We start from the raw sequence: 16740 nt of genomic DNA, 5'->3' as shown, positions 1-16740 counted from the left end.
TCTAAAGTTCCATGAAATCTGGTTACCAAGAATAAATATAGGATAGGATATGTGATAATGAAAAATACTTTAAATCAACGCTGGGATCTGGACTCTATTTTCGATGGAGGCAGCAATTCTCCACAATTAGAGTTATTTTTAACACAATTAGAAAATGATATTTTGAATGAAGCTGAGGAATTGAAAAGAAAGCAGATAACGGATATAAAAGATTGGGTTAAAACGATTCATAGAGTGCAAGATATATATGCAAGATTGTTTGAAGTAGAGGAATTTGTCATTTGCTTAATCTCTAATGATGTGGAAGATCATAAAGCAAAACTTCTTAAAGAGCGCACAGACCGAATAGCCTCTAGTTATAAAACTTTAGAAAATGATTTTGAAATGCAGCTTTTTAATATATCAGAACATACTTGGAATGAACTGATCATTCATTCTGAGATTGAATCTATTGCTTTTCCCTTAAATAAAATGAGAGAGTATGCAAAAACAAAATTTCCTCTAGATCAAGAATCATTAATTAATGATCTTTCTGTAAGTGGTTTTAACGCATGGTATTCTCTCTATCAATCAACGATTAACAAAGTAAATGTAAAAGTCGATTTAGATGGAGAACTTGAAACACTAGCACTTGGAAAAGCTTATAACAAACTAATTAGTTCAAGTGATCGCAAAACTCGAAAACATATTGCTCAGAAAATGGAACAAGCTTGTAAAGAGCATGCAGATATTTTTGCCGCATCATTTAACAACATAGCTGGTTTTAGATTGCAGGTTAATAAACGTAGAAATAAAGAAGATCATTCCATTTTAACCACTCCACTTAGAGAAAACAGATTATCTTATGAAACATTGGATATGATGTGGAGCGTGATAAATAAAAACAAGTCCATAATAAAGGCATATTTTGAACGAAAAGCACAATATCTAGGGATTGAAAAACTAAACTGGTTTGACGTATCTTCTCCTTTAGATATTAAAACTACGCAACATTATTCTTATGAGGAAGCAGCCGAATTAATCATAAACCTATTTAGTAAATTTAGTTCATCTATGTCTTTAAGCGCAAAACAAGCCATTGAAGAAAAATGGATTGATATTGAAATTAGAAGTACGAAAGCGATTGGGGGTTTTGCTGCTCGATTTCCAATAACCAAACAAAGCCGTGTGTTTATGAGCTATCATGGTACACCAGAAAGCTTAAGAACATTAGCGCATGAACTTGGACATGTTTTTCATCAACAGATGGTTTTAGATGATATTCCACCATTTTGTCAGAAGTATCCTACATCCATAGCTGAAACGGCTTCAACCTTTGCAGAAACGATCGTAGCAAATGAGATGGTTGAATCTGCAGAAAAAAAAGAACAGAAAATTGCTCTGTTAGACCAAAAAATTCAAAATTCTGTTTCTTATCTTTGTCATATTCAAGCAAGATTTGAGTTTGAAAAGCAATTTTATGAACTCAGAAAAAAAGGTAGTCTAACGGTTGAACATATCAATGATTTATATGTTAAAGCAGAGAAAGATGCGTATCAGGGATATCTAGAAGATTATAGTGATTTTTTCTGGATGATGATCAGACATTTTTATTTCACGGATCGTTCCTTTTATAATTTTCCGTATACATTTGGATATTTATATAGTCAAGGTTTATATGCTTATGCTTTAAAAAACCGCACTGTGTTTGAAAAGAAATACAATGACTTACTTCGTGATACTGGAAAAATGACGATTGAGCAGTTAACACAGAAGCACTTAGATGTAGATCTAAAAAAACAAGATTTTTGGCAAAATGCAATGGACATGATTGCTGCAGATATTCAGCAGTTTTTAGAGTTAACAACTTCATCTAACTAACAAATAAAATAAATTGGTTGATATTCCCTCCAGTTGGACAAATTAACAATATAAATGGTTAAACACTGTATATTAGGTTGATCTTTATCATGGATCATGGTACTGAAATTCCTGTAATCGTGTTGAAAATGCTGCTGGAGGGATAATCATGATTGTACGTTTTGGATATGTTGCAATGTCAGTCATTGTGAAAAATGCATCACCCTCAAAAACAATGACAGCTACCAGCTTTAAAAAAATAGAGGATCGTGAAGCGGCGATTCGAAAGCTGGAAAGAATAGCAGAAGAAAATCTACAAAATACACTCAGGCTTTTATATCACAATCGGGCACATGACATTTCTTTGTATCGCTTTTCCTCTAAACTGATCCCCTTGATTGGACATGAAATGCTGAAAGGTTGGGATCCCTTTCCTTTTTTAAATGAGAAATTCAAAGAAGTAGGGGATTATGTAAAATTACATAAAATGCGTGTCAGTTTTCATCCTGATCACTTTACAGTACTTAGCACCCCAAGAGCCGAGGTTCTAAAAAATTCCATACTTGATTTACAAAAGCACTTATCTATGTTGGAAGCGATGGGGTTGGATGAAAGAGCAAAATATAATATACACATAGGTGGGTCATACGCCAATAAACCAAAAAGTATTGAACGTTTTATTAAAAACTTTAAAGGTCTTGAGGAAAATGTAAAACGAAGAATCACGTTAGAAAATGATGATAAAACATTCACTGCAAAAGAAACATTAGAGACCTGTGAACAGTTGTCGGTTCCAATGGTGTTGGACATTCATCACCACTGGGTTAATAATGATGGAGAGGAGGCAGTTGAGTTATGGCCTCGAGTTAAAAATACTTGGTCAGAGCAAGATATCCCTCCTAAAATCCATGTTTCAAGCCCTAAAAGCGAAAAAGATCCAAGAGGTCATTCAGATTATGTGGATCCTCAATTTTTATTAGGTTTTTTACGTCCTATAGCAAATAAAACAGGTCAAATAGACGTTATGATTGAAGCCAAAAAGAAAGATGATGCATTGTTTCAATTAATGCGTGATTTAAAAGAAGAAGACGGAGTAAAGGTGATCAACCAGTCGACTATTGAGATTTGAAAGTGGTTTCTTTAATTTCATATCAGTACTTGCTGTATTAGTCTAACTTTCAATAGGTATATGAAAACTCCCACTGAAAGTTAGATTTTCTTTATAGCTGTTAGAAGTGGAAATCATTTTCCTTGTTAAATTAAATAAACTATAGTAATGTATTATTTGAATTTAATATAGTAACCACTAGGGGCGCAAATAAAATTGCTGAGAAGGGCCGAACAGCCTTAACCCTTGTACCTGATCTAGCTAATACTAGCGTAGGAAAGTGGATGAATGCAGTATTTTTTTAAAACTTACTTATATTTGTCTAAATCCCACTCTGGCGTAGAGTGGTTTTTTTGTTTTGATCATCTTGGAAAGGAGGAACGTGGTGAAATTTACTGAGCAGATAAGAAAAGAAGTAGACCCTATATGGGAAGCTAGCTTTAATCATCCATTTGTTGCTGGATTAGCAGACGGAACGCTGTCTATGGATCGTTTTCGGTTTTACGTTTTACAAGATTCATATTATTTAAGTCATTTTGCAAGAATCCAATCGATAGCAGCTGCACAAGCTGATGATTTACATACGATTAGCCGCATGGCATCACATGCAGTTGAAACGAATAGAGCAGAGTTATCTCTGCATAAACATTTTTTCGTGCAATTGGATATTTCTGAAGAAGATATAGCAAGCTTTAAGCCAGCGCCTTCAGCTTATGCTTATGTTTCACATTTGTATCGTGCTGCACATACAGGTCAAATTGGAGATACAGTGGCTGCTATATTGCCATGTTACTGGCTCTATTATGAAATAGGTGAAAAGCAGAAACATGCCATACCCGATGAACCTATCTATCAAGAGTGGATAGCTACTTATGGAGGAGACTGGTTTGGTAAATTGGTTAATGAGGTAATTCAGTTAACAGATGATGTGGCGGAAAAAGTGTCAGAAGCAGACAGAGAACGGATGAAAGAAAACTATTTGATTAGTAGTCAGTATGAGTACATGTTTTGGGAAATGGCTTATCGAAAAGAGACATGGCCCGTGGACTTATCATCGTTACCTACAATATATTAAATTTTTATCAGATATAAAATATGATGATTGTTTTTAGGGAAGTATAAATAAAACTAGGAGATGAATGACATGAGTAAAGGATTAAAACTTACAGATATATTAGTTACATTTGTGATTGCCATTGTGTTTGGAATTGTGTATCAACTTTGGACTCCATTTTATGAGTTTTTAGGTGGTTTGGGACTACACATTGATCAATTAAGCTATGGTATGTGGTTTATCGCTGCAACGGTTGCTTATTTAATTATTCGAAAACCTGGAGTTGCTTTACTAGCTGAATTGGCAGCAGCATCAGGATCATTGATTTTGGGTTCGCCGTATGGAGTAGAATTATTGATATATGGATTCTTACAAGGGCTTTTTGCAGAATTAGTATTTTTTGCAGTACGTTATAAGCGTTATGATATTTTAGTTGTTTCTCTTGCAGGAGCTGCATCTGCAGCTGCATCCTTGTTATTTGACTGGTATAAAGGTTATATCGGTGATTTAGAAGCTTGGAATTTAGCGTTAATGATAGGATTTAGAACGATTAGTGCCATTGTCATTTGTGGTGTATTTGCTTATTTTCTTGTAAAAGCTTTAGAAGCAACAGGTGTTACAAACTTAGTTCGTCCAGCATCAAAAGAAGACTATGATGCGTTGGATAAGTAACCTGAGGTGTCATAGATGTCACATATAGCTAATGTAGAAAACTTACGGTTAAAATTTGCTGGGAGTTCATCTTTATTGTTTAAAGATGTCTCCTCTTCTTTTTTTGAAGGTGAAAAAGTATTAATTTTAGGTCCATCAGGGTGTGGGAAATCAACATTGCTTCAAGTTTTATCAGGTTTAATTCCACATGCAATTGAAGTCCCCATCAAAGCGGATCATATTACTACGCCCGAATCTTGGGGCTATGTTTTTCAAGACCCAGATACTCAATTTTGCATGCCTTATGTAGATGAGGAAATTGCATTTGTGTTGGAAAACTTACAAACACCTCGTAGTGAAATGCAGGATAAAATTCAACAATATTTAGATTTGGTTCATTTGGAACTAGATGATATCCATACTTTAATACATACACTTTCAGGTGGTATGAAACAAAGGTTGGCGATTGCTTCCGTCATGGCTTTGCAGCCTGATGTTTTGTTTTTAGATGAGCCTACAGCCATGCTTGATCCAGAAAGTACAAAGCAAATTTGGGATACCATTAAAGAGGTTGCTAGAGATAAAACAGTAGTTGTTGTAGAACATAAAATAGACCATGTTTTGGACTTTATTGAACGGATTATTCTTTTTAACGAGGAAGGAGAAATTATTGCTGATGGTTCCAAGGATTATATCATGACTACCTATAAGCAGCAATTAATGGATCAGGGCATTTGGTATCCAGGTGTTTGGAAAGATTATATAAAAAAAGAGCAAAAAACAACTCCAATCGTACCTAATAAAGATCATGAATTAATTTCTGTATCTGAGTTTACAGGATATAGGGGGAAATTTCCTAAGATTGAAATAGAAGATACTACTGTTTTTCCAGGGGAATGGATTGCAATCATTGGAGAAAATGGGGCAGGAAAAAGTACACTGCTTCATTCATTGATGCAGCTTATTAAAACAACAGGAGATTATAAGGTGGATGGGCGATCAGTCGATAAAGTAAAAAAATTAACAAATGATCTCGCATTCGTTTTTCAGAATCCAGAATTTCAATTTGTAACAAACTCTGTATATGATGAAATTGCTTATTCCTTGCAAATAGATAAGTTAGATCAACAAACTATAGATGAAAAGGTAACGACTTTTTTAAACGAGTTTCGTTTAAAAGAACAGAAGGAACAACATCCATATCAATTGTCTATGGGGCAAAAACGAAGACTCAGTGTGGCGGCAGCTATCATAAAGGAACAAAAAATAGTGTTGTTGGATGAGCCGACTTTTGGGCAGGATGCCAAAAACACGTTTAAGATATTAGAGCTCATTGAACATTGGCGTAAACAAGGGACATCAGTCTTTATGGTTACACATAGTATGGAAATCGTAAAATATTTTTCAACAAGAGTGTGGTTGATTGAAGAGGGGAAACTAACTTTTGATGGAAAGGCTGAACAGCTTTTCAAAGAAATATAAAAAAAGAACCTTAAATAGGAAGGTGGGGAGAAGAAAGCATGCAATTTGATTTTATACATAAAGAAACCTGGCTTCATAAAATTAATCCAAGTTTTAAATTAATTGTGATTTTAGTGTTGTTTATTATGGTTCTTTTCATTCATAATATCAACATTATGATGAACTATATGGTTGTTATTCTTTTTATGTTTTTGCTTTTTAGCGGACAGCCTGCTAAACGAGTGATATTGATCCTGATCCCAGTGTTATTCATGTTCATAACCACTGCAATACCGATGATATTTTTCGGAAAAGGAGATACAACTTGGTTTGGATGGGGACTTATTCATATTACAGAAGAGAGTTTTTTTCGAGGGATTCATGTTGGACTTCGTGCACTTATTTTTACTGGATTGGGTATCATCTTTGCACTAACAACAAGACCTGTTTTTCTCTTTTATTCTCTAATGCAGCAATTAAAGATACCCTCAAAATATGCATACAGCTTTCTGGCAGGTTTACGTCTTATTCCTATTATGATTGAGGAATTCCAAACAATTCGTTATGCGATGAAGGTTCGAGGTGTACAACACAAACGTGGAATGAAAGGGTTTTATGAAGTACTTCGCAAATATTCTATTCCTATGTTATCACAAAGTATTCGTCGCGCTCACCGAGTAGCGGTAGCGATGGAAGCAAAAAGATTTTCACAAGTCAAAAATCGTACTTATTATTACAAAATCACTTTTTCGTGGAATGATATTATGTTTGTTCTTTATTTTCTGATATTGCTTTCAGCTGCGTATTTCATTAGTGTGCAGTACCCTTATTTTGCTATTACTGATGTGAGGTATAAGTAACTTTGTTATTGTTTCATACCACGATTACGGGTAAAGCTTTTTATCGAGTTTCCAGAGTGTAATTGCCACATATGCCAAAACAAATATGGAACAATTAAAATGAAATTAATGAGGCCCCAAATATGCAGTACATCGGGATTAAACCAGGAGGAAGCGTTCATAGTCATAGGGAAAATATCAAAACTGGCTCTTAATACCAGATGTGCTGCTAAAGTATATATTCGAGCAATGATGTATAATTCTGGACGTCTTTTAATAATAGGATATATTTCAGCAGCTAATAAGATACATAAAGAACTAGCGAAATAAATGGGACTCTCTGCATACACGAAACAAGCATTCCATGAAGTGTAAAGGAAGTTCCAAGAAGCGGTTGTGTAGGCAATTAAATCACCATACTTAGAAGTTGTAATTCTCCAAAACTTAGGTGCGAATGGGATAGTAACACAAAGAAGAAAACCAGTTAAAGCATTATAATAATTTCCCATTGTTGCATCTTTTAAAGTTGCTTCTAAGATATTAAGAAATAAAATACCATAGAAAAACCAAAGAAATTGTTCAGATTTTAAAGTATTCCATAATCTACCTTCTTTGTTTTCATATACAGCAATGCGAGAAAAGCCAACGATAATGGTTGGAATAAGGACGCTCAAAATTTTTGCCCATCGAAACCATCCTTCAACACCACCAATCATCCATAGAGGGAATGTAAATAACATGGCGATCCAAAAATAGGCTGAAAGTATGTAATGTTTTCGAAAAAAAGAGATGATAAACAATAGTATCCCAAAGTAGATGGGCATGGAGATCACATGTGGCCAGATTGTAATATTCATTATGAAATCCCCCCCTTAATAAGGATTTAATAACACTTTCGAAGATCACTCTTAGGATTTTCAAAAAGAATTGTCATGTGTAGTATCAATAACTTTCCATAAGCTTATACATTATTTAGTTTTGGAAAAAATGTTTAACTTCAATGAAATATTTCTCATAGTTTGTTAAAATGAAAAAAAATGAGAATTTTGTAAGGAAGAAGGTGATGAAATGGATAAAGAGAAATTGGAAAAAATGATAGAAGTCTCTAAGCTGTATTATTTATTGGACTATAACCAAAGTGATATAGCTAAACAATTAGGTATTTCTCGTCCAACAATTTCTAGACTTCTCCAACAAGCAAAAGATGAAGGTATTGTTGAAATAAAAATTACAGATCCAACGGAAGATGTTGAGAATTTGTCCGTTCAACTTGAACAAAAGTTCAATCTAAAAAAAGCAATCGTTACTCATGTTCCTCAATATGAAGACGGTATTATAAAAATGTATTTAGGTGAAAAAACGGCGTCCTATTTACATGAAATTGTTAAGGATGGCGATATCATTGGAGTAACATGGGGAACTACGATGCATCATGTTGCTGTGGAGTTAAAGCAGAAAGCAATAAAAGATGTGAAGGTTGTTCAATTGAAGGGTGGAGTAAGCCATTCAGAAACAAATACGTATGCGAATGAAATCTTGTATCTCTTTGGTAAAGCATTTGACACAGCCCCTCATCACTTGCCCCTGCCTGCAATTGTGGATCATATTGTTGTAAAACAAGCAATGGAAGCGGATCGACATATTCATAGGATATTAGAATTAGGAAAACAATCCAACATTGCTCTTTACACGATTGGACCGATTAAATCTGAATCTATATTATTTAGGCTTGGATACTTTACAGAGGAAGATTTAAGTATGATTTATTCTAAAGCTGTTGGCGATATTTGCTCTAAATTTTTTGATAAGGATGGAGAAATCTGCAGTAAAGAATTAAATGCTAGAACGCTTGGTATTGAGTTAGAAGAATTAAAAAAGAAGGAATATTCAATTTTGGTCGCTGGAGGGTCCCATAAAATTGAGGGAATTTACGGAGCGCTCAAAGGCGGGTTTACAAATGTTCTTGTAACGGATCAATTTACAGCTCAATTTTTATTAGATAAGAAATAAAATGATATATGTTATGAATCATATATACTTCCTTAAGTGAAAATGGCTCGGAATCTATCGTTTAAACTCTCGACAAAACGTTTTAACCTTACAGTTACAGAACTGTGAGGTTTTTTCGTGTATTTTATATTGGATTGGAAATAACTTCTTTTACAAATGTTCATTTATGTGTTTACATAATTTCATTTTCTGATATAATTCTCTGTGTAGAAGTGATTTGAATATTCATAACTTCCAGATTTAGTAGCAAACTATACAACAGAAGAGGTGTTCAAATGAATGTACTATGGGGATTATTCGGTATAGCGGTTGTTTTTGGCATCGCTTTCATTTTTTCAAGCAATCGAAGAGCTATCAAATTGCAGACCATTGCGGTTGGTCTCCTTATTCAAATCTTTATTGGCTTTATTGTTTTAAAAAGTGAATACGGTAGAAGTAAGCTTCAGGAACTAACAGAAATTGTAAACTCCATTATAGGTTATGCAAATGATGGAATTAACTTCTTGTTTGGAGGGCTTTTTGCGTCAGAGGGAGTTGGATTTGTTTTTGCTTTTCAAGTATTACCGATCATCATATTTATTTCAGCAATCGTATCTGTTCTTTATTATTTAGGTGTGATGCAGGTAATTATAAGATTTATTGGTGGTCTTCTATCATTATTATTAGGAACAAGTAAAACAGAATCATTATCAGCGGCAGCTAATATTTTTCTTGGTCAAACAGAAGCACCGCTTGTAGTAAAGCCGTATATAGCTAAAATGACGAAATCAGAATTATTTGCCGTTATGACAGGTGGACTAGCTTCCGTTTCTGGATCTGTCCTCATTGGGTATTCATTGTTAGGGGTTCCACTAGAATATTTACTTGCGGCTAGCTTTTTGGCTGCACCAGCAGGGCTTATTATTGCGAAAATAATGTTGCCTGAAACGGAGAAATCAGAAATCGGAGACGACATTAAAATGGAGAAGGATACTGAATCTGCTAATGTTGTTGACGCGGCTGCTAGAGGGGCAAGTGACGGACTGAAATTGGCTTTGAACGTTGGAGCTATGTTGTTGGCGTTTATTGCATTAATCGCATTATTTAATGGTTTTCTTGGTTGGATAGGTAGTTGGTTCAACTTTGAGAATTTAACACTTGAAGGTATTTTAGGATATGTATTTGCACCTATCGCATTTGCAATCGGTGTTCCTTGGGAGGAAGCAGTACAAGCAGGTGGATATATTGGTCAGAAATTAGTATTAAACGAGTTTGTTGCATATTCTTTCTTTGGACCTGAAATAGACACATTAACTCCCAAAACTGCGATGATTATTAGTTTTGCACTTTGTGGATTTGCCAACATTTCTTCCATTGGGATATTACTTGGTGGACTTGGAGGTATGGCGCCTAGTCGTAGAGGGGATATTGCTAAACTTGGATTCAAAGCTGTAATGGCAGGTATGTTAGCATCATTATTAAGTGCATCTATTGCAGGAATGTTATTTTAAAAATACCCCAAAAAGTGAGCAAAATTCGAGGATGGATAGTCCGATTACGGCCCCAGAAACCAAGCAGTTGCTTTATAAGGGTTTATGAATAAAAGTATGTTCAAAGAAAAATCCTTAGTGCTGAAAACTGAACTTTTTGAACTTTTATTTAACCTTATTTGATCAGTAAAATTAAAAAATACAAGGAGGAGAGATAGAATATGAGAATGGTGGATCTGATAGCTAAGAAACGGGACGGACATGAGTTAAACAAACAAGAAATAGATTTTATCATTGAAGGTTATACTTCTAAAGAAATACCTGAATATCAAATGTCTGCATTTAGCATGGCCATATTTTTTCAAGGGATGACAAAGGACGAAAGAGTATATTTAACAGATGCCATGGTTAAATCTGGTGATGTGATCAACTTATCTGAAATTGAAGGAATTAAAGTAGACAAACACAGTACTGGTGGAGTCGGGGATACAACTACACTTGTGCTTGCCCCTCTTGTAGCTGCTGTCGGTGTGCCTGTTGCAAAAATGTCAGGCAGGGGATTAGGGCATACTGGAGGAACAATAGATAAACTCGAATCTGTACCTGGATTTCATGTAGAATTAAGTAATGATGAATTCGTAAGACTTGTAAATGAGAATAAAATTGCTGTCATTGGTCAAAGCGCCAACTTGACACCAGCCGATAAAAGTTTATATGGACTGCGTGATGTAACAGCGACTGTGGATTCTATCCCATTAATTGCAAGTTCCATTATGAGCAAGAAAATTGCCGCTGGTGCAGATGCGATCGTACTCGATGTCAAAACTGGAGATGGAGCATTTATGAAAAAATTAGATGATGCTTCAGATTTAGCTGATGCGATGGTGGATATCGGGAATGGTGTAGGTCGAAAAACAATGGCTATTATTTCGGATATGAGTCAACCTTTAGGTTTTGCAGTGGGAAATGCTTTAGAGGTGAAGGAAGCCATTGATACTTTAGTAGGAAAAGGACCAAAAGATCTCCATGAGCTTTGTTTAACATTAGGAAGTCATATGGTTATGCTTGCTGGTAAAGCAAAAGATACAGAGGAAGCTCGTAAAATGTTAGTAGAGGTGATGGAATCAGGAGCAGCGTTAGAAGCTTTTAAAACTTTTTTAACTTCTCAAGGCGGGGATGCTTCAGTTATTGACGATCCAACAAAGCTGCCAACAGCAATACACACAATAGAAGTTGCGGCAAAGACATCTGGTTATATTTCTAAAATTATTGCGGATCAAATCGGAACAGCCGCTATGTTGTTAGGCGCAGGAAGAGCAACAAAAGAGTCTGAAATTGATTTGTCTGTTGGTCTAGTACTGAAGAAAAAAATTGGAGATTTTGTGCAAACTGGTGAATCACTAGTGACAATTCACGCAAATTCTGAGAAAGTAGAAGAAGTCATCCAGCTCATCTATGATGCTTATTCTATTGTGGAAAAACCAGTAGAAGCACCTACGCTAATATATAAAGAAATTGTAAAATAATAAGAAAAAAGAAAAGAGAAAGAGGAATGGAAAATGAATAAAAATATTGCAAAAATGATTGATCATACGGCTTTAAACCCAACAACTTCAAAATCTCAAATTGAAAAATTGTGTGAAGAAGCTAAGGAGTTTCAATTTGCATCAGTTTGTGTGAATCCGACTTGGGTTGAAACTGCAAGCAGTCTACTAAAAGATGCTGGTGTTGATATATGTACCGTAATCGGTTTTCCACTAGGAGCAAATACACCAGAAACAAAAGCTTTTGAAACAACGAATGTAATTAAAAATGGTGCTACAGAAGTGGATATGGTCATTAATATCGGGGCATTAAAAGATAAAAATGATGAATTAGTGGAGCGAGATATTCGTGCTGTAGTGGAAGCTGCAAAAGGGAAAGCTTTAACAAAAGTTATAATTGAAACTTGCCTCCTAACTGATGAAGAAAAGGAACGTGCTTGTCGTTTATCTGTAAAAGCAGGTGCTGACTTTGTAAAAACATCAACAGGATTCTCAACAGGTGGGGCAACAGTAGAGGATATTGCTTTAATGAGAAAAACCGTTGGTCCAGATATTGGTGTTAAAGCATCAGGTGGAGTTAGAAGCCTTCAGGATGCTGAGGCAATGATAAATGCTGGTGCAACTCGAATTGGCGCTAGCTCTGGAGTAGCCATAGTTCAAGGACAAACATCTAACAATTCATACTAACTTAGTAAAGGATGACAATACAATGTTTAAAGAAATAATCTTGAGTTTATTAGCGGGCATGATTATTGGGATTGTGTTTAAAGCGATCAAACTTCCGCTGCCTGCTCCACCTGTTTTAGCTGGGGTAGTAGGTGTTGCTGGAGTTTACTTAGGTGGCGTTGTAGCTACACATATATTTAAGTTTTTTTCAGCGACTTAGGAAATTTAATTGAAGTGACAAAAAAATAGTGTTAAGAAGAGGCTGGGACAAAACCCAGCAAAAATGAATAAACCGCATGAAATCAAATTTATAAACCTTGATTTCATGCGGTTTTAATTATGCTTATTGTACAAAAACCAGCTAGATTTCAACTTATGTCCCAGCCTCGTTTTATGACTTCATTTTAATTATAATTTCATCACTAATTCTGATAATATAAGAATAGTTAAATATTCTCTGGCTTCTCGACAAATCTAAAGAGGTGGGTAACATTTTGAAAATAAAATCAATCATTGTATACATCTTTATAAGTATTTCATTATTTACAGGATGTGCCAAAGATGAATTTGTAGCAACCTTAAATGATATACAAAGCATTAAAATTGAATTAATAGAAAAAGTTGAACTAAAGGATGGGGTAAGTTATTCTATTAAACTCATTAATGAAAGTGAATTTAATTTAAAGCAAAACAATGTTTATCTTTCTTATCCAATTAAAACGGAACGTGGTTCTAGTGGAAATGAATTTAAGGTAGAAGCTACGGGAAACAGAACAAACATTGAACCTAATGAACAAATCATTTTAAATCTTTTCACTCCATTTGAAGGGATGAGTGATCCAAATCTATTAATCGAAACACCTTATATAGAAATTAATGGATACTTTGATGAAGTTGACGATAAAAATCTGTTTACTTCCATCTTTCCTTTAAAAGAAGAGTAGGGTAGTCATACCTACTCTGTAAAATTCTTGGATTTAAACTTATGGGTAGTAAAGGTGATTCGATTTCAAGAAGGAAGCAGGGTTGTTGGTCATGTTAAAATCACAAAAATTTATAATGATATATTGAAATGGGGAAAATAGTAAATTTATTAATTAAGAGTTGCATTTCATTTATTTAAAATAATTAACTTACGTAGGAGAAGATCATGACATCTTTATATTTAATTATCATATCAGTGGTGCTGATTGTTATAACGTTTTTCTTATTTTACCCACCTTTTGGTAGGAAACCCTCTAAAGAACAAGTTAACAAGTTTACTGCCTCTAAAAACTACCATAACAATAAATTTATAAATCCAATCTCAACTTCAATGAAAATGAGTACAGGAGAGTCCATCCAATTAATGAGAGAATTTTTATTTGAAAAAAATAATCGAAAGCCATCAGCAACTTTACCTATTGAAGTGAACCAACTGATTAACGATTCTAAAGCTAAAGTGATTTGGTTTGGTCATTCTGCTGTATTAGTAGAAATTGAAGGGAAAACATTATTTTTAGATCCAATGCTGGGAAAAGCACCTACGCCATTTCCGATATTTGCAGGACAACGTTACAGTGAAAAAATACCGATTGAAATTCAGGACCTTCCGTATATTGATGCTGTTCTGTTATCGCATGATCATTATGATCATTTAGATTATGGAACAATAAGGAAACTTAAGAATAAGGTAGGGAAATTCTATGTTCCACTTGGCGTAGGGAATCATTTAATACGCTGGGGAGTAGATAAAGAAAGAATCCATGAATTGGATTGGTGGGATGAAATGCAATTTGATAACCTCACTATTGCATGTACGCCATCTATTCATTTTTCTGGTAGAAATATAAATGATCGAAATAAAACATTGTGGTGTTCATGGGTAATCAGTGGGGAAACCACCAATTTATATTTTAGTGGGGATAGCGGTTTTGGCTCTCATTTTTCTGAGATTGGCAAAAAATACGGACCATTTGATTTGACCTTGATGGAATGTGGACAATATGATGAGCGATGGTCTGCTATTCACATGACACCAGAAGAAACCGTTCAAGCACAATTAGATGTGAATGGGAAGATGCTGATACCGATTCATTGGGGAGCCTTTACCTTATCATTACATGAGTGGACAGACCCTATAACTCGGGTGACTACAGAAGCCATAAAGAGAAATGTGAAGATTGCTACTCCAAAAATAGGAGAAGTGGTTCACATTCATTCTGATAAATACCCGAATACTAGCTGGTGGAAAGAGGAATAGTTATGCAGTTTAACGAATCATATAAAAATTCATCAAAGGGAAAACAAGCAGAGTCGTATACTTAGAAAACAACTTTGCTTGCTTTTGTTTCATAACTTTCATTCTTTAACAAGCTTGATTTAAACAAGTCCCCTTATTAAACCATATTCTTTTCAATATTCTCAGGCACCATAACCACATCAGTAACTATAGGTGTAGCTTGATATTCCTGATCTATGCACTCTTCCCAATATTCCATATGTTTTTTGATGATTTCATTTTTTTTAGTTATTTCATCTTCTGTTAAGGTTGCATCAGGTTCACTTTCTCCTTGAACTGCGTACCAATACAGATACTCGCCCTCATCACTTTTTTCACGAAACATCGTTTCGATATGTAAATTTTCATTTTTTAATATAAGAAGTACTTTATCCATGTTTTGATTTAGGAATTCCATCCATTCATCCACACGCTCCGTTTTTCCACTTTTAATACGGTATTTATTTAATCTGACTTTCATTTGAATATTCCTCCAATTCATTATGTCTGGTCTAATGTTAACTTCAATAGGTGAATACTGTCAATCAGGTGGCATACAAATCGATCAAATGTGACCACGTCAGTGATTGATTTTGTGCGAAATCCCAGAGACATTCGTCCAAGCAAAATCATCACATATGTCATAAAATATAATGCACGATGAAATTAAAGCAGATAGGAGGAGTTTTTATGGGATTAGATAAGGGGCCTTTTGTAGAAGGGGTAAGTGTTTCAGTAGATGATCCATATGGAGGAACGGATTCAATTAATTTAAATAATGGTACTGTGGATGTACTCATTCTTGAAGTATGTGTTAAAGATCCAGAGAAAACACAAGTATCCATTGATTCAATGGCACAAATTGCTGTAGAAAATGGTGCTACGGGTCCTACTACTTTTGAAGTGCTTTATGAGGTATTAGCGAATGGAGTTACTCTCGGGTCTATCAATGATTTAATGGATTATGAGGCAGTAGTAGCGAACAGTGGACAGCATAATAACTTTCCAAACTTTCCTTTATTAGATGAGAACCCAATTGCAGGAATTAACACGTATATTCTTAGATGTACAGAAGTACAAGGTCCAAGTGTATTTGTTGGATCTCGCAGTCTGACAGCAACTGTATTTACAGTTTAATTTCTGAGGAATATTTTTTAGGTGCCCCCTTTGGAATCAGAAAAAAGGAGAGGGTTCATATTTGCACATATTTTGTGCGAAATCCTAGAGATATTCGTCCAAGCAAAATCATAACATCCGTCATAACATATATTGCACGTTTAAATTAACTAGGAGAGGAGGCGTTTTTATGGGACTAAATAAGGGGCCTTTTGTAGAAGGAGTAAGTGTTTCAGTAGATGATCCATATGGAGGAACAGATTCAATTTCTCTTGGTAGTGGTACTAGGGATGTACTCACTCTTGAAGTGTGTGTTAAAGATCCAGAGAAAACACAGGTATCTATTGATTCAATGGCACAAGTTGCTGTAAGAGCTAGTGGTACCCCAAGTTCAGTTACTTTTGAGGTACTTTTCGAGGTATTAGCTAATGGAGTTACTCTCGGGTCTATTAATGATTTAATGGATTATCAGGCAGTGAGTAATGGAGAACATAATAACTTTCCTAACTTTCCTTTATTGGATGAAAACCCGATTGCAGGAATTAACACGTATATTCTTAGATGTACACAGGTACAAGGTCCAAGTATATTTGTTGGCTCTCGCAGTCTGACAGCAACTGTTTTTACAGTTTAATCTCCCAAAGTGGATTTTCCTTTTTTTAGTATAGTGCCTCCTTGAAATCAGAAATAAGTTTCATCTTATTTCTGATTTCAGAGTGGTGA

General features: G+C 34.9%; 17 protein-coding genes and 1 riboswitch. Of the genes, 15 read left to right on the top strand and 2 right to left on the bottom strand.

Annotation, left to right across the window (positions count from 1 at the left end; genetic code table 11):
- Positions 1-57 precede the first annotated feature (57 nt).
- The 6 genes from Q5Y73_RS12785 to Q5Y73_RS12760 all read left to right on the top strand — a co-directional run bounded on the left by Q5Y73_RS12785 (position 58) and on the right by Q5Y73_RS12760 (position 6973).
- Positions 58-1860 (top strand): M3 family oligoendopeptidase, encoded by a 1803-nt coding sequence (locus tag Q5Y73_RS12785; protein ID WP_305992298.1) that lies wholly within the window; start codon positions 58-60, stop codon positions 1858-1860.
- A gap of 148 nt (positions 1861-2008) precedes the next feature.
- Positions 2009-2968 carry a UV DNA damage repair endonuclease UvsE gene (gene uvsE / locus Q5Y73_RS12780; RefSeq protein WP_305992297.1) on the top strand — a complete coding sequence of 320 codons (960 nt, stop codon included), beginning with the start codon at positions 2009-2011 and terminating at the stop codon, positions 2966-2968.
- 169 nt (positions 2969-3137) lie between these two features.
- Positions 3138-3243: riboswitch (TPP riboswitch) on the top strand.
- A gap of 89 nt (positions 3244-3332) precedes the next feature.
- Positions 3333-4022, top strand: a complete 690-nt coding sequence (tenA, locus tag Q5Y73_RS12775) for a thiaminase II (protein WP_305992296.1) — start codon at positions 3333-3335, stop codon at positions 4020-4022.
- Between the two features lie 60 nt (positions 4023-4082).
- Positions 4083-4673, top strand: a complete 591-nt coding sequence (locus Q5Y73_RS12770) for an ECF transporter S component (RefSeq protein WP_305992295.1) — start codon at positions 4083-4085, stop codon at positions 4671-4673.
- A 15-nt stretch (positions 4674-4688) separates the two neighbouring features.
- Positions 4689-6134: an ABC transporter ATP-binding protein gene (locus Q5Y73_RS12765; RefSeq protein WP_305992294.1), complete on the top strand. Its 1446-nt coding sequence runs from the start codon at positions 4689-4691 to the stop codon at positions 6132-6134.
- 38 nt (positions 6135-6172) lie between these two features.
- Entirely contained in the window at positions 6173-6973 is an 801-nt protein-coding gene (locus Q5Y73_RS12760; RefSeq protein ID WP_305992293.1) for an energy-coupling factor transporter transmembrane component T family protein, read from the top strand.
- Between the two features lie 5 nt (positions 6974-6978).
- On the opposite strand, the gene Q5Y73_RS12755 is transcribed toward Q5Y73_RS12760, so the two are convergent.
- Positions 6979-7809, bottom strand: a complete 831-nt coding sequence (locus tag Q5Y73_RS12755; protein ID WP_305992292.1) for a hypothetical protein — start codon at positions 7807-7809, stop codon at positions 6979-6981.
- A gap of 211 nt (positions 7810-8020) precedes the next feature.
- On the opposite strand from Q5Y73_RS12755, the gene deoR reads away from it, so the two are divergent.
- From deoR to Q5Y73_RS12720, 7 genes are all read left to right on the top strand, one after another.
- Positions 8021-8962, top strand: coding sequence for a DNA-binding transcriptional repressor DeoR (gene deoR, locus Q5Y73_RS12750; protein WP_305992291.1), 942 nt, complete (start codon positions 8021-8023; stop codon positions 8960-8962).
- 275 nt (positions 8963-9237) lie between these two features.
- Positions 9238-10452 (top strand): NupC/NupG family nucleoside CNT transporter, encoded by a 1215-nt coding sequence (locus Q5Y73_RS12745; RefSeq protein ID WP_305992290.1) that lies wholly within the window; start codon positions 9238-9240, stop codon positions 10450-10452.
- 200 nt (positions 10453-10652) lie between these two features.
- The gene (locus Q5Y73_RS12740; RefSeq protein WP_305992289.1) at positions 10653-11957 is read left to right on the top strand and encodes a pyrimidine-nucleoside phosphorylase; all 1305 of its coding nucleotides are present in this window, start codon (positions 10653-10655) and stop codon (positions 11955-11957) included.
- 33 nt (positions 11958-11990) lie between these two features.
- A complete protein-coding gene (gene deoC, locus Q5Y73_RS12735) occupies positions 11991-12662 on the top strand; it encodes a deoxyribose-phosphate aldolase (protein WP_305992288.1) in 672 nt (223 codons plus the stop codon).
- Between the two features lie 22 nt (positions 12663-12684).
- Positions 12685-12861 (top strand): XapX domain-containing protein, encoded by a 177-nt coding sequence (locus Q5Y73_RS12730; protein ID WP_305992287.1) that lies wholly within the window; start codon positions 12685-12687, stop codon positions 12859-12861.
- A 274-nt stretch (positions 12862-13135) separates the two neighbouring features.
- Positions 13136-13585 carry a hypothetical protein gene (locus tag Q5Y73_RS12725; protein ID WP_305992286.1) on the top strand — a complete coding sequence of 150 codons (450 nt, stop codon included), beginning with the start codon at positions 13136-13138 and terminating at the stop codon, positions 13583-13585.
- A gap of 371 nt (positions 13586-13956) precedes the next feature.
- On the top strand, positions 13957-14883 hold the full coding sequence (locus tag Q5Y73_RS12720) for an MBL fold metallo-hydrolase (protein WP_371320207.1): 927 nt from the start codon (positions 13957-13959) through the stop codon (positions 14881-14883).
- Positions 14884-15019: 136 nt separating this feature from the next.
- Here the strand turns inward: Q5Y73_RS12720 and Q5Y73_RS12715 are convergent, their stop codons facing one another.
- On the bottom strand, positions 15020-15382 hold the full coding sequence (locus Q5Y73_RS12715; RefSeq protein ID WP_305992284.1) for a DUF6176 family protein: 363 nt from the start codon (positions 15380-15382) through the stop codon (positions 15020-15022).
- A 209-nt stretch (positions 15383-15591) separates the two neighbouring features.
- Between Q5Y73_RS12715 and Q5Y73_RS12710 the strand changes: the two genes are divergently transcribed.
- On the top strand, positions 15592-16038 hold the full coding sequence (locus tag Q5Y73_RS12710) for a hypothetical protein (protein ID WP_305992283.1): 447 nt from the start codon (positions 15592-15594) through the stop codon (positions 16036-16038).
- Positions 16039-16207: 169 nt separating this feature from the next.
- Positions 16208-16651, top strand: coding sequence for a hypothetical protein (locus Q5Y73_RS12705; protein WP_305992282.1), 444 nt, complete (start codon positions 16208-16210; stop codon positions 16649-16651).
- The last annotated feature ends 89 nt before the right edge of the window (positions 16652-16740 follow it).

It is taken from the genome of Chengkuizengella axinellae, assembly GCF_030730905.1.
GTDB lineage: Bacteria > Bacillota > Bacilli > Paenibacillales > KCTC-33759 > Chengkuizengella > Chengkuizengella axinellae.
This window is presented reverse-complemented; position numbering and strand designations above follow the sequence as displayed.

Excerpts from the sequence above, each read along its gene's own strand:
- Q5Y73_RS12785 (WP_305992298.1), top strand. The coding sequence starts at position 58 with ATGAAAAATACTTTAAATCAACGCTGGGATCTGGACTCTATTTTCGAT.
- uvsE (WP_305992297.1), top strand. The coding sequence starts at position 2,009 with ATGATTGTACGTTTTGGATATGTTGCAATGTCAGTCATTGTGAAAAAT.
- Q5Y73_RS12770 (WP_305992295.1), top strand. The coding sequence starts at position 4,083 with ATGAATGACATGAGTAAAGGATTAAAACTTACAGATATATTAGTTACA.
- Q5Y73_RS12765 (WP_305992294.1), top strand. The coding sequence starts at position 4,689 with ATGTCACATATAGCTAATGTAGAAAACTTACGGTTAAAATTTGCTGGG.
- Q5Y73_RS12760 (WP_305992293.1), top strand. The coding sequence starts at position 6,173 with ATGCAATTTGATTTTATACATAAAGAAACCTGGCTTCATAAAATTAAT.
- Q5Y73_RS12755 (WP_305992292.1), bottom strand. The coding sequence starts at position 7,809 with ATGAATATTACAATCTGGCCACATGTGATCTCCATGCCCATCTACTTT.
- deoR (WP_305992291.1), top strand. The coding sequence starts at position 8,021 with ATGGATAAAGAGAAATTGGAAAAAATGATAGAAGTCTCTAAGCTGTAT.
- Q5Y73_RS12745 (WP_305992290.1), top strand. The coding sequence starts at position 9,238 with ATGAATGTACTATGGGGATTATTCGGTATAGCGGTTGTTTTTGGCATC.
- Q5Y73_RS12740 (WP_305992289.1), top strand. The coding sequence starts at position 10,653 with ATGAGAATGGTGGATCTGATAGCTAAGAAACGGGACGGACATGAGTTA.
- deoC (WP_305992288.1), top strand. The coding sequence starts at position 11,991 with ATGAATAAAAATATTGCAAAAATGATTGATCATACGGCTTTAAACCCA.
- Q5Y73_RS12730 (WP_305992287.1), top strand. The coding sequence starts at position 12,685 with ATGTTTAAAGAAATAATCTTGAGTTTATTAGCGGGCATGATTATTGGG.
- Q5Y73_RS12720 (WP_371320207.1), top strand. The coding sequence starts at position 13,957 with ATGAAAATGAGTACAGGAGAGTCCATCCAATTAATGAGAGAATTTTTA.
- Q5Y73_RS12715 (WP_305992284.1), bottom strand. The coding sequence starts at position 15,382 with ATGAAAGTCAGATTAAATAAATACCGTATTAAAAGTGGAAAAACGGAG.
- Q5Y73_RS12710 (WP_305992283.1), top strand. The coding sequence starts at position 15,592 with ATGGGATTAGATAAGGGGCCTTTTGTAGAAGGGGTAAGTGTTTCAGTA.
- Q5Y73_RS12705 (WP_305992282.1), top strand. The coding sequence starts at position 16,208 with ATGGGACTAAATAAGGGGCCTTTTGTAGAAGGAGTAAGTGTTTCAGTA.